The following is a 13,242-nucleotide window of genomic DNA, read 5'->3' as shown; positions in this document are numbered from 1 at the left end:
CAGGCACAAGCTCAGCGGACACATGACAGATCCTGCCGACACAACACCCAACTGCCAAGCCCCACAGCGAACTTCATTCTGAAACGATCAGTTAGCCCTCCGCACGTGGAGGGTGAGGCCCGCGGCGCGCGGACTTGTGCTGCGGACCCGGGTGTTTGGGGTGGTTCAGGGCTTGCGGGCGAGTCCGGCGCTGATGAGGTGCTCCCAAACGGTGAGGTCCCGTGTGCCGGCGTTGTTCCACGGGTTGCTGATCACGTCGGGGCGCCACAGGGATGCGGGAACGATGCCGGGGTCGAGGATGTCGAGGCCGTCCAGCAAGTACTCGATCTCCTCGTCGGTGCGCCACCGGCCGCGGCCGAATGTCTGCTGGAGGATCTTCTCGGCTTCCCTGGTTTCCGCGTTGTTGCCGGAACGGAAGTGGCTGATGAAGAAGTAACTCCCGGAAGGCACGTGGTCGCGCCAGTAGCGGACGATCCGTGCCGGGTCTTCGTCGTCGTTGACGTGATGAAGGATGGCGCTGAGGACGACGGCCACGGGGCGTTCGAAGTCGATCAGTCTTCGGGTGTCCGGGTGGTGGTGGACGGCTTCGGGGTGACGGACGTCGGCGGCTACGACGCGGGTGCGGTCGTTCTGCTCCAGCAGTGCACGGCCGTGGACGAGTACCTGGGGGTCGTTGTCGACGTACACCACGTGGGAGTCCGGAGCGTGCCGCTGCGCGACCTGGTGGACGTTGTCGGCTGTCGGCAGGCCACTGCCCAGGTCGATGAACTGCCCGACGTCGGTGGTCGTCACGATCTGCTCGACCGCCCGGGTCAGCGCTGCGCGGTTGGCGAAGGCGATCGCCACCGAGCCGGGAAGGTCGCGTTTGAACACATCGCCGATCTCGCGGTCTACGGCGTAGTTGTCTTTTCCGCCCAGCAGATAGTCGTAGACACGCGCGATACTGGGCTTGGTGGCGTCGATCGAGATGCCTTCGCTCGTCATGACGGCCATCCTCGCCCGTAACAGCCCCTCCTGGCCAGCTGGTTGAGAACTGGGAACGGAAGGGCCACCAGGGACATCCGATGTCGCACGCCCCGTTCGTCTGGCCAGGTACGGCGGCCCGCGGCGTCCAAGACACCGCGAGCCTCCACGCATCGGGGGGCTCCAGAGCATGCGCCCACCTTTATTGGACCAACCAGATGAATCTGGCATTGCCTCTGAGGCAGCTTTGCTTAGGAGCTGGCGTCGCGGGCCGGAGCACCTGGTGTACGGACCCCCGCTGTCAGCACCGATGGCAGAATCTGAGTACATCGCGGATGTCCAATGCAAGCCGCGTCGGGAGGCTTTGACCGGTATTACCAAAGCCCGCGAGAGGACGTCGGCATGAACGTCCCGTGAGGATTGCCGTCGGCGGGGCCACTGTTTGCGAACTTCGGTCACATGCTGAGGTGCTCGGGGCATGGAGAAGCGTCAGTCGCGACCGTGGATCGTGTGGGACGAACTGTGGTCGACTCATTGAGCCGTTGCTGCCCGAGCCACCGCCGCATCTGGCGGCGCGGCGGCCACGAGTGACCGACCGTCAGGCCTTGTCCGGCATCGTGTTCGCGCTGCAAGCCGGCGTCCCATGAAAGTACCCGCCCCGGGAACTCGGCTTCGGCTCGGGGGGTAACCTGCCGGCGCCGCCTGGCGGCCTGGATCGGGGCAGGTGTCCGGGCCGCGCACGGACGGAGGTGTGGGGTCGGTTGAACGACGGCCGCACTGAAAAACGCTACTGCATGGAGCGAGAATGCAGGTCATCGGCCTGTGTCGAATCCTGCACGGCTAGGTACGTGTTGAACAAGTACGTGCTTTCCGCCCCCGCGAACGCTCTGTTTGCGTTCACATCCGCAGCGCCGGTCCATGGCGCCGAAGCATCGACTTTCGGCCCGTCCAGTCACCCCGTCCCGTTCGTCCACGGTTACAGCTCGTCCGGCTCCTACTGGAAAGCCATGGCCGACGAATTCCGAACCGATGGCTGGCCGTCGTCCTACCTGGACCAGTGAGCTACGACTGGCGACAGTCCAACGCCACCACCGCCCAGCAACTGGCTGCCGAGGTAGATTGCCTGCTCGCGGCCACCGGCGCATCCAAGGTCGACATCGTCACCCATTCCATGGGCGGGCTGTCCAGCCGCTACTACGCCAAAAACCTGAGAGGCACCGGAAAGATCGACGCCTGGGTCTCGCGGGCCGGCCCCAATCACGGCACGGACTGGGCCAACGGATGCGGCTACACCTCCAGCTTCGAGAGGCGCCTCGGGTCCACCTTCCTCACGTCGCTGAACTCCGGCGACGAGTTCCCGGGCACCCCGCGCTACGGCACCTGGTGGTCGCCTTGCCACACCATCATCAACCCGGAAAGCAGTGTCTCCCTGAGCGGGGCGATGAATACCCGGACCGCCTGTCTCGGCCACATCGCGGTGAGTGGCACACGCTCGTGCGCCCAGGCGATCCTGGCGGTCACGGCGGGGGTGGGGGAGCAGAGGGGGGCGAGCCCTTGGTATGCGGCGCTTCGGCCGGAACGGCGGAAGAACGATCAAGGCTCAGTTTTCCGGATCCCCCGCCGATGCCGTGGGCCTTCGTCGTGGTCTCGCCGGCGGAGATGTTGCGACGGGGAACCCTGTTCTCCCGCAACGCCTTCCGGTACGTCGACCGCGTGATCGGCGCAATCGTGGCGGTTGTCCTCGTGTGGTTCGACGCTCACGGCCCTCAATGCGCGGAGAAGCAAGACCACCGCCGCGGGAGGGGGCGGGCGTGAGGAGGGCCGTCCACAGGTGGATGGCCCTCCTCACATCAGGTCGGCCTGTGGCAGAGGGAGAGAACTCGCCCGGTTTTGGATTCAACAGTAAGGGCATCGGCTCCGTTTTCGCCGGTCGGCCGATCGGGTTACGCTCGACATGTTCGAGGCGATAAGGGGGCCAGAGGGCCGATCTCGGAGTTCACCATGGACGTCGCCGTAGGAACATTCAACCTCAACAATCTCTTTTCGCGGTTCAACTTCCGGGCAGAGATATCGGCTGTCCATCCGGTTGATGACGAGGGACGGCTCACCTCCAGCTATGTCTTCGACGACCCCAAGAGCGTGCGGATCCGTAGGTACAAAGGCAAGCTGGTCAAGGGCATAGACCCCGAGGAACAGAAGGTGCTCGCCCGGCGGATCAGTGCCATGGACCTGGACATATTGGCGGTGCAGGAAGTCGAGGACATCGACACCCTGCGCTTCTTCGTTGCTCAACATCTTGACGGTGCCTACCCGCACCTTTCGCTGATCGAGGGCAATGATCCCCGCCTCATTGACATCGCCGTTCTGTCCAAGTTCCCGGTGGGGGCGGTGACTTCCTGGCAGCACGCGGTCCATCCGGACGTGCCTGGTGAACGCGTATTCAGCCGGGACCTGCTGGAAGTGCACATCCTGGATCCCCGTGACCCCGACAAGCACCTGTTGACCGTCTTCAACAACCATCTCAAGAGCCAGTTCGTCGACCGGGACACCGACCCCGAAGAGGGCAAGCGCCGCGCCGACGAACGACGCACCCGCCAGGCGGAGACCATCGTCCGGATCATCGGCGAACGGACCCGCCCCGACGGTCGCTACATCGTGCTGGGCGACATGAACGACACGCCTGACGCACCGACACTCAGCAAACTGGCCGAGCCTGCAAATCAGTTGAGCCTGACGGAGGCGCTTGCGCATCCGGAGGAGACCCGAGCACCAAAGCCTGATGATCCGCCGCCGCCCGCCTCCGGGTCGTGGACCCATCGATTCAAGGAGAACGGACAGCCCGCCAAGTACGAGCTGTTCGACCAGATCTGGCTTAGCAAGAGCCTCACGACGCGACACAAGAGCTCTCACATCGACCGACGTACCCGGCATGGCGGTGACGGATCGGATCACGATCCCGCCTGGGTGGTCCTCGATCTCTAGCCTCTTTCCCCTTTTTCCATACCGGCTTTGTTCCGGATCGACCACCGGCGGAGGGAAGACTCATGCCTTTGAAGAACTACGGAGTGCTGGCCTGCAGGGTCGTCGACCGGCGCCGTGAAGGGGCGCCCGACGACACCCCGCACTATCAGCTCCACCTCACCGACGGCAGGGGCACGCACTACCGCGGTGCGATCAACGTCCTGTCCCAGGAGTCTCCCTCCGAGCTGCTGTTCCTGGCCATCGACGATTTCCGGCATCCCGTGACCGCGCAGCTTCCCCCGGCAGGGAGTGGATGGACGGAGCTGCAGTCCCGACCGGGCACGGCGAGCCTGGACTTCATCCGCGGGAATCTCTTCACCCCGGAATCGATGCGCGAGCTGCCTCCCGATGTGATCGGCCCCGACAACGACCTGTCCGACAGGCTGGACCACTACATCGAGCGTGCCATCGGCGATCCAACGGCCGCCCTGTACCTCTTCGGCGAGCGATGGGGACCGGAACGCAACAAGCGCGACAAGGTGTTCGGCTTCGAGCCCGGCAATGGTGTGCACGACATCCACATGAACCAGGGCAGCGTAGGGCGCTTCCGTTCGAGCAACGGAGTCTGGCAGGACGGCGCGCTGATACTCCATTTCCCCGCCGAATCGCGCTGGGTGGCCGTGTTCCTGGCCTTCCAGTCCCAGGCCTGGCACACCGACGAACAAACCGGCCACCCCATCGAGACAGCGCCCGCCCGGCCCGTCCAGCGCGAAGCCGAAGTGCGCATCCTGGCCGCCATGGTCAACCCCGATGGCCCGGCACCCGAGCGGGAAACGGTGACCCTCATCAACGCCTCACCCGAATCCGTCGACCTCAACGGCTGGCAACTTGCCGACGAGAACGATCACATGTTCCCACTGCCCGCGGAGCAAGTTGCCGCAGGAGCCACCGTGGTCGTGCGGGGGGGCAACGGCTTCGCTCTCGGCAACCGAGGTGGGGCGATCACCCTGCTCGACCCGTCCGGGCTCAAGGTCGATGGTGTCTCGTACACGGAGGCCGAGGCGCGTCGCGAGGGGTGGACGGTGTCCTTCTGACCGCATCCGGTGCTGGTGGAGTACGTCATCGGGCTGCTCGCCTGCGCCATTCAGGGCCGGGAGTTCGACACCTGCTCAACGCGGACGTTCCCACCTCCAGTGCGAGGTCGTACATGGCTCGCTCGTACGCGGATGGCGAGCTCCCTGCCCGATACTCCTGCCGGGGGCCTGCCGGAGGCTCAGCACGCGCTGTATCCGGCACTGAATGAAGCGATCCGTGCATGCTTCGTGCACCTGGACGCGGTGGAGACGGTCGCGATGCCGGCACCGCGGCAGTACGCCGGCAACGAGGAACTGGGCACGGTGCTGACTACCTTCCGTGCCTGCCGCACTCCCGGGCAAGGGCCTACCGACCTCCGCCCGAGGTTGCCCGCTCTGCCGCCCGCACCTTGTACGGAGATGGTGCGTGGTGTCCCGAACGCCGTGCCTTGTCAGACGGATCATCCGCTCGCCACGGTGTCCAGCACCCTCAACCCGATCAGCGCCACCGGTTGTACGGGGACCTCGGGGTGCCGGAGGTGTGGTCGTCCCAGGCCTGGAGCAGCAGCGCTCCCATGGGACTAGCGGCTCAGGCTTGTTTGGCTCAGCCAACGTGCCGGGCGAGCCGTCCGCCTGAGGTCGTGAGACGCTGCCCCGCTCGCAGATGAGGCGGGCGACCTCGCGACGCTTGACCTTGTTCTCCTGGGGAGTTGTGGCGCAGGACATCGAATGCCTGCTCTTCGGTGAGCTGGTGGCCGCCCATGAGGATGCCCACGGCCCCCCGATGAGATGGCGGGTGGCGATGGCCCTTTCCATCTGGGCGTGGGGTGCGCACCGCTTACATGAGAGTGAGGAACCCGCACCATGGCTTCGACACGAATGGAGAAAGGTCCGGGCCGGCCCGCGCCTCAAGGGCGTCTGGGGGGCGACCCGGACCGAGTGTCCATCCGGCGCGTGGGAGTGTGGAGTTAAACCAGGTGGTTCTGCCTCGGCTGCCGTGCAGTGCTGTCCTCAGCGCGTCGACAGAGAGTGTGCGCGCGACATCGACGGCTCCGGCGTCGGCTGTACCGTTCGGCGGCGGCGGACTGGCATGCCCGCGGTGGGGTGGGCGACGGTCCAGGCCGCGCCCTTGCAGATGATTTCCTTGTAGAGGGCGGCAAGGCGGCCGGTGAGTGCCTTGGGGACGGCGTGGTCGTCCGCGGTGACGAACTGGATCAGGCCCTCCTTGCGGCCGAGCGAGACGCACTGCTGGAAGTAGCGGATCGGAACCTTCGGGAGCTTTTCGCCGGTCAAGCGGGCCGCGATTGCGTCGGCGGCCTGCCACGCGGTGGGGACGCCGGAGGCGCACGACATCCGCAGCGGCCTGTCACCCGGGCCCGTCACGAGGGCCGCGTCGCCGACGGCGTACACCTCGGGGTGCGAGAGCGAGCGCATGGTTTCGTCGACCACGATCTGGCCCGTGCGGGAGACCTCCAGCGTGCTGGCCTCGGCGATCGGGTGGACGGCGAAGCCGGTGGCCCACACGGTGACCGCGGCCGGGACGGACGTGCCGTCGGTAAGGACGCGGTCGGCCTCGACGGCGGTGACGGCGGTGTGCTCGTGCACGGTGATGCCGAGCCCGGCGCAGACCTTTCGCAGATGTCCTCGGCCCTTGTCGGAGAGCCAGTCGCCGAAGCCGCCGCGGGCCACGAGGGCGACGTCAAGGTCCGGGCGGGTCTCGGCGATCTCGGTCGCGGCCTCCAGGCCGGTGAGTCCGCCGCCGACGACCACAACGGGCTGTCCCGCGTCCAGCCGGGCCATCCGCTCGCGCAGCCGGAGCGCTCCGGGGCGGCCGGAGATCTCGTGGGCGTGCTCGGCGGTGCCGGGAACGCTCTGGGGGTTCCAGCCGCTGCCGAGGGCGTAGACGAGGGTGTCGTACTCCAGTTCCTGCTCCCCGGCGCCGTGCGCTTCGACGACGGTGACGGCCCTGCGGTCGGCGTCGATACCGGTGACCTTGGCGAGTTTCACCTCGACGCCGGTGCCTGCGAACATCTCGGCGAAGGGGCGGGGCTTGAGCTCCTGGCCGACCGCTAGCTGGTGCATCCGGACGCGTTCCACGAAGTCGGGCTCGGCGTTGACGAGGGTGATGGCGACGTCTTCGCGGTGCAGCCGCTTGGCAAGGCGCCCGGCGGCGATGGCCCCGGTGTAGCCGGCTCCGAGGACGATGATGCGGTGCTGCATTTCCTGCTCCTGTCTGCGCGGGTGCGACGCTCGTTCTTGTTCGGTCACGCCCCTTGAACCGGGCAGCCCGCGCTTTCCTGACAGGAACAGGATGTGAAGCAGGTCACACCCTCGTTGGACGGTGTGACCCGGTTCGTGGAAGGGCGTCGGACAGCCCTTGCACGGCGTTCGTCAGAAGGCGTGGAACAGGGGTTGCCCGTGCTCGGTGGCCGCCCACACCTCAGTCGCGCGTTCCAGCTTGTCGGGGTTGACCTGGCTGCGGAACGCCACGATGCCGTCCGCGCCGAGCTCCAGGCAGATGATCCCAACGACCCGGCCGTCGACGACCGCCAGGATCGCCGGGCCGCCGTTGGCCGTCGAGATGTGAATCTCGGGTGAGCCGCCGACCAGGGCCCGCTTGACCGGGGCCGGCTTGAACAGGCCCCGCATGAACTTCGCGACCGCGAGGGCACCCTCGAACGCCTTGGCGCGGGCCGGGACCTTTCCGCCGCCGTCACCGACCGCGATGGCATCCGAGGTGAGCAGCTTGACCAGCGGCTCCGTCTTCCCGCTGGTGGCAGCCGCGAGGAGTTCCTCGACGATCTGCCGTGCCGCCGTCTCGTCGATCTCCGTACGGGCCTTGCCCGCCGCCACGTGCTTCTTCGCGCGGTGGAAGATCTGCTGGCTGGCGGCCTCGCTGATGTCGAGGATGTCGGCGATCTCCCGGTGCGGGTAGTCGAAGGCCTCCTTCAGCACATACACCGCCCGCTCGTTGGGAGTGAGGCGCTCCAGCAGGGTGAGGACCGCGTACGAGACGGATTCGCGCTGTTCGGCAGTGTCGGCCGGGCCGAGCATCGGGTCGCCGGCGAGCAGCGGCTCGGGCAGCCACTGACCCACGTAGGTCTCCCGGCGTGCGCGGGCCGAGGTGAGCTGGTTGAGGCACAGGTTGGTGAGCACCTTCGTCAGCCAGGCCTCAGGCACCTCGATCCGGTCGACGTCGGCCGCCTGCCACCGTAGGAACGTCTCCTGCACGGCGTCCTCCGCCTCGCTCGCCGAGCCGAGGAGACGGTAGGCGATCGCCTCCAGACGGGGCCTCGTCGCCTGGAACCGGTCCACGTCGTGCGTCGTCAGCGCCATGCACCGGATCCTAGACGAGTGCCTCCGCATGCCTGCGAGGTCTACCGGTTCGGCAGCGTCTCGGAGCTGATGGGAACGCGTCCCGCAGTCCAGGTCCATCCCGACGAGCATCCCGTTCGGGTCGCCGACCTCGCAGGTGGTGAAGGCCCCGCCCAGGGCCCAGTCCTCCGAGCCCTGGTGCTGGGTGAACTCTGGTACGAGGCCCGGCCGTACCTAGCCGGGCAGCCCGAGGCAGAACGAGGCCTCCTGCAAGCCGACCGGGGGCACGGCGCGGTAGTCGGCGCCGGCGAGCAGGGCGGCCAGGGCACGGGCCCGGCCGTCGCAGGCGGCAGCGGTGGGCCCGATGCCCGCCCCCACCGGGATGCCCGCCTCGCTGACTCGACCCGCCCGCGACCTCGGCGAACTCGACGCACGCCTGTCCCGCACGTCCGTCGAGGTCGAGGTCCAATCGGTGACCGGGCTGATGCACCGCTCGTGCAGTGCCGACTCCCGCGCGGCCTGCGCTAACGGGGCGCGAGTTCTTCGAGTAACTCACCGAAGTACGCGCGCGAGATGCCGGAGCAGGCAGGATGGCAACAGGCCGCACGGGCTCAGGCAAGCCTCACAACTCACCCAACCCGTACGGCCGTTCTCATGTCATGGCCAGCGGCACAGCACTCTTGATCGTCTTCTGGGCGGCGCCTAGGCTCTCATGCCCATGGAGATGGGGGAACCAGACCGCGGGCGGCGGGCATGGCACGACGCTCTGGTCAGACGTCGTGCGGCTGCAGGTTTGCTGGCCGGGGCGGGGCTGGTCATTTTGGGCACGGTGTTCGTCGTCCTGCCGGGTGTTGTGGTCGACCACGATCTCGCTGGGGCGAGCGTCGCCGCGCAGGATCGGCTGAAGGCGGTGAACGATGTCCGCACGACGCTTCTGCAGGTGGTCGGCGGCCTGGTCCTGCTCTTCGGCGCGTACGCCACCTGGCGGCAACTGCGGGTGAGTCAGGACGGTTTGCGTGCCACCCAGGAGGGCTACGTCACCGATCGATTCAGCCGGGCCGTCGACCAGCTCGGCAGTGACAAGCTGGACGTGCGCATCGGCGGGTTGCACGCGCTGTGGCGGATCGCGGAGCAGTCCGCCCGCGACCGTGAGGCCATCATCTCCATCCAGGCGGCGTATCTGCGGACGCACCTGCCCTGGCCGCCCGCCGGGCCGGAATCACCGGCGGCAGACCTGCCCATCAACGAGATCGCACCCCTGGAGACCCGCGCCGCCGACGCCCAGGTGGCGCTGACCGCGCTCGGCGTGCTGTGCCGGCACCGGGAGCAGTCCTGGGTCAACCTCAGCATCACCGACTTGCGCCGGGCCGACTGCGACGGGCTGTGGTTCCCCGAGGTCAACTTCGACCGCGCTTGCATGGAGGCGGCGGGCCTGTACCACGCCAATCTGACCCAGGCGTCCCTGGTCTCGGTCAACCTGCGGCACGCCGACCTCACGACTGCGATTCTCCGCCGGGCTCGCTGCATTCTTGCCGACCTACGGGCCGCGAAGCTGGTCGAGACCGACTTGCGTGACGCCGACTTCACCGAGTCCGACCTGCGCGAGGCGAACCTGCGCAAGGCCGACGCCCACGGCGCGGTCTTCCACCGCGCCGACCTCCGCATGGCCGACTTGCGCGGCACCGACTTGAGCACCGCCAGCCTTGTCGAAGCTCGCCTGACCGGCGCCCTGGCCAGCACGCACACCCGCTGGCCCGCCGACTTCGACCACACGGCCGCCGGAGTCGTCGACACCGATGACCCCGGCCCCGAGCCCTCACCCTACTCCAGCCGCCCGGGATGACGTGGCAGGCACCGCCGCTGCGGTCCACGCCCTGACCAGGGACGCGCCGGTCAAGACTGCGGCGACCACGATCCGCCTGACCCGGCGTCACTCCCTCCTCAGCGGTGTCCTGATCGCGCAGAGCCCCCCGGGCCGCCAGGCAGATCCGGACCCTGATACCGCTCCCAAGGCCGCAGGCGAGTGCCCGGCCCTTCTTCCCGGTGTCCGGTGGCAGCGGGCCATGAGCGCATGCCGTCGATTCTTGGCGGACGCGGGTTCCTGTTCGCCGAACGGGGAACATGAGGCTCTGTCAGGTCCGGAGCATGACGGTAGCCTGCCCTGTTGTGATCACTGCGCGCGAGCTCAACCGGGCGACCCTCAGCCGTCAGCTGCTGCTGGAGCGTGAGCCGTTGACCGTTGCCGATGCGGTGCGGCGCGTGGTCGCGCTCCAGGCGCAGCATCCGGCCTCGCCGTATCTCGCGCTGTGGAACCGGGTCGCCGGTTTCGCTCCGGCCGAACTCGATGCCGCCATCAGCGGGCGTGCGGTCGTCAAGGCGACCCTGATGAGGATCACCCTGCACGCCGTGCATGCCGGGGACTATCCGGTCTTTCGCGCGGCGATGCAGCCCACTTTGTACGCCTCCCGGCTCGGCTTCCGCTTCGCCGACGCGGGGCTGACCCCGGCGGACGCCGACGAACTGGTACCGGAGCTGCTGGCCTTCGCCTGCCGGCCGCGGACTTCGGCACAAATGCAGGCGTGGGTCGAGGAGCGGCTTGGTGTCGAGAAGAAGGACGGGGCGTGGTGGGGGCTGAAGGCCTACGCGCCGCTGCACCATGCCCCGACAGGCGGGCCGTGGTCATTCGGCCTCCGGCCGTCCTTCGTCGCGGCGGGTACCGAGCCCGTCCCCGCGGGGCGCGCGGTGGACCCACAGGCACTGCAGACCCTGATACTGCGCTATCTGGCAGGTTTTGGGCCCGCGTCGGTGGCCGACGTGGCGCAATTCGCGATGGTGCAGCGGGCACCCGTCCGCCAGGCACTGTCCGCTCTGGACGGCACCATCGAGCAGGTCCAGGGGCCGGACGGCACCGCGCTGTTCGACCTCCCGGCCGCCCCCCGCCCGCCCGCGGATACTCCCGCTCCGCCCCGGCTCATGGCGATGTGGGACAGCATCCTGCTTGCCTACGCCGACCGTAGCCGGGTGATACCCCCGGCCTACCGCCCCCTGGTGATCCGCAACAACGGAGACGTACTGCCCACCTTGCTGGTGGACGGCTATGTCGCCGGTGTATGGCGCCCGGTGCAAGGCGGCATCGAGGCCACGGCTTTCCACTCCCTGTCGCCCGCCACCTGGGACGGACTGGCCGCCGAGGCCCAATCCCTGAAGGCGCTCCTGGGCGAGCGCGAGGCGGAGGTCTACAGTCGCTACCACCACTGGTGGGCCAAGCTCCCAAAGACCGAGGCACGGATGCTGTGACCAGCTGATGTGCCGCTCGGACTTGAGCGGTACCGCTCAAGGTTCCCTGACACAAACCCGGCGCCATCTGCGGAGGTCAGCGCGGCGCCTCTGAGAGGCTGGACGGCAACAGCCTCCCTGCGCGCCGGCTGGTGACAAGTGACGTGCTTCGACAGCCACAGCCACGGTGCCCAGCCACGGGAACGCGCAGGTCGACGCGTCCCGGGGGGAGGGGAGCGACAACTTGAGCGCGTCGGAACACCCATGCAAGGTGCTCAGCACCTGCCGCCAGGTGTCATCCCGACGATCCGACTCGCCATTGCCCGAGGAGGACCTCTGACGTTTCACCACCCATCCTTGCCGGCCTGGGCAATCCCGCCGGTTCGCTCCTGACCGGCGCACTCCAGCATCGCAGCCGGCGAGCTGGCCGCAGTGCCGAAGCCACGTCCCTGCGCAGCTCCGAGGGTCTGGCGGGGTGTCGCGGAATTGCCCGGGGCGCTGACCGGCCACCGCCGCGCGATGTGGGCGCGCGAGGAACTGTGCCTGCGTGGTCAGGACTGCACCGTGCCCGGCATCGCACCACCCGCTGGCAGACCACCGCGAGACGCCATCGCCAAGGTGGACGACTGGGGCACCTCAGCGAGTCGCCGTCTGCCCGCAGCCTGACCTTGTCGCAACGCCGGAGCCCTACGTTCGGGGTGACGTGATTGTCCTTCGGCCAGCGCGAAGCCGCCGTAGCCGACATCGCCAGACCCATGGGGGGGAGCGATGCGGGACATTGTTCCTGCGTGAGCCCAGCGGCGCGGCGGATGGCCTTCCGCTCGGCAGGCCCTGTTGAAATCGGCCTCGGCTGGGAGGCGAGCATTGCGCTGGCGTCACGGCGGGTGTCGGCTACCGCAGGAGCGCCGGTGGTCGCTGTGGGGACCGCCGGGTTGGTGCTGGCGTTAGCGCCACGAGGTCGAGCACCGTCCGCGGCAGGTGTCACGGTGGCGGCGGTGGCTGGTATGAGACCGGCGGCCGCAGAGCTGGCAGTGCCGTGTCGCCCTTGGTGGTGGCCGTGGGTGGAGCGGGAAGGAGCGGCGCCGCCTCTACGGCTTGGTCTGGGTGGGTACGGTCGCGGCTGGGTGCCGGTGACTGGCGCGACTGCCGCCCCCTGCTGCGGAGGCTGCGGTGCGACCGGCGAGGGGAAGGGTGAGGATTCAGTTTTGGGCCGCGAGTGGCCAGGGCTCGCGGCCGAGACTTCAGCCGCAAGCGCTCACGGCGTTTTCCCGTGCCGGGGTACGCGCCGTGCGGTGGGCTGTTCCTGGGCCAGGGCTGGGCTCGGGTTTCGGCAGCGCCGATAGTCGGGCCTGGGGTGATGGTGCCCCGTACCGGTGATACCCGCAGGCTTTGACTTGTCGTCAGCCGCGTGGGGTGTCATGGTCCTGGTCTCTGGCTGCGATGGCCGTGTTGCGGTCTTTGCGCGGCGGCTTCGGCAAGTCTGTCCGTGGTGACTGGGTGCGCCCGCTACAGTTCCTGCTGTGAGGCGCTGATCAGGGCAGATCCAAGTGTCTGGGGGCGGCGTCTTAGTCGTCGCGCCGTGCGTTGTCAATGCCCGACACGCGCGCAGAAGTGTGACGGGGTGTCAGTGAGTCCCCCGTATGGCCCAGCGTTG

General features: G+C 68.0%; 7 protein-coding genes and 3 pseudogenes. 6 read left to right on the top strand and 4 right to left on the bottom strand.

Features of this window, described 5'->3' with window-relative positions; genetic code table 11:
• Positions 1 to 165 precede the first annotated feature (165 nt).
• Positions 166 to 993, bottom strand: coding sequence for an SAM-dependent methyltransferase (locus tag ACZ7M7_RS44765; RefSeq protein WP_472127591.1), 828 nt, complete (start codon positions 991 to 993; stop codon positions 166 to 168).
• Between the two features lie 764 nt (positions 994 to 1,757).
• Here ACZ7M7_RS44765 and ACZ7M7_RS44760 point away from each other — a divergent pair.
• From ACZ7M7_RS44760 to ACZ7M7_RS44745, 4 genes and pseudogenes are all read left to right on the top strand, one after another.
• Positions 1,758 to 2,443: pseudogene (locus tag ACZ7M7_RS44760) on the top strand (esterase/lipase family protein); the annotation flags it as partial.
• Between the two features lie 179 nt (positions 2,444 to 2,622).
• Positions 2,623 to 2,737, top strand: a pseudogene (locus ACZ7M7_RS44755) (DUF2975 domain-containing protein); the annotation flags it as partial.
• 227 nt (positions 2,738 to 2,964) lie between these two features.
• A complete protein-coding gene (locus ACZ7M7_RS44750) occupies positions 2,965 to 3,945 on the top strand; it encodes an endonuclease/exonuclease/phosphatase family protein (RefSeq protein WP_472127589.1) in 981 nt (326 codons plus the stop codon).
• Between the two features lie 62 nt (positions 3,946 to 4,007).
• A complete protein-coding gene (locus tag ACZ7M7_RS44745; protein WP_472127587.1) occupies positions 4,008 to 5,018 on the top strand; it encodes a DUF2278 family protein in 1,011 nt (336 codons plus the stop codon).
• 990 nt (positions 5,019 to 6,008) lie between these two features.
• Here ACZ7M7_RS44745 and ACZ7M7_RS44740 read toward each other — a convergent pair.
• From ACZ7M7_RS44740 to ACZ7M7_RS44730, 3 genes and pseudogenes are all read right to left on the bottom strand, one after another.
• Complete coding sequence (locus tag ACZ7M7_RS44740; protein WP_472127585.1) at positions 6,009 to 7,217, bottom strand: NAD(P)/FAD-dependent oxidoreductase; 1,209 nt, start codon at positions 7,215 to 7,217, stop codon at positions 6,009 to 6,011.
• Between the two features lie 171 nt (positions 7,218 to 7,388).
• Positions 7,389 to 8,333, bottom strand: coding sequence for an RNA polymerase sigma factor SigJ (gene sigJ / locus ACZ7M7_RS44735; protein WP_472127593.1), 945 nt, complete (start codon positions 8,331 to 8,333; stop codon positions 7,389 to 7,391).
• 78 nt (positions 8,334 to 8,411) lie between these two features.
• Positions 8,412 to 8,675: pseudogene (locus ACZ7M7_RS44730) on the bottom strand (ATP-binding protein); the annotation flags it as partial.
• 466 nt (positions 8,676 to 9,141) lie between these two features.
• On the opposite strand from ACZ7M7_RS44730, the gene ACZ7M7_RS44725 reads away from it, so the two are divergent.
• Together ACZ7M7_RS44725 and ACZ7M7_RS44720 are read left to right on the top strand one after the other, a co-directional pair.
• Complete coding sequence (locus ACZ7M7_RS44725; protein WP_472127583.1) at positions 9,142 to 10,155, top strand: pentapeptide repeat-containing protein; 1,014 nt, start codon at positions 9,142 to 9,144, stop codon at positions 10,153 to 10,155.
• Positions 10,156 to 10,457: 302 nt separating this feature from the next.
• Positions 10,458 to 11,609, top strand: coding sequence for a winged helix DNA-binding domain-containing protein (locus tag ACZ7M7_RS44720; RefSeq protein ID WP_472127581.1), 1,152 nt, complete (start codon positions 10,458 to 10,460; stop codon positions 11,607 to 11,609).
• Positions 11,610 to 13,242: the final 1,633 nt, after the last annotated feature.

Source organism: Streptomyces sp. NPDC111606, from assembly GCF_055656945.1.
Note: the sequence above shows the minus strand (reverse complement) of the source record. Positions and strands in the feature narration are given on the sequence as shown.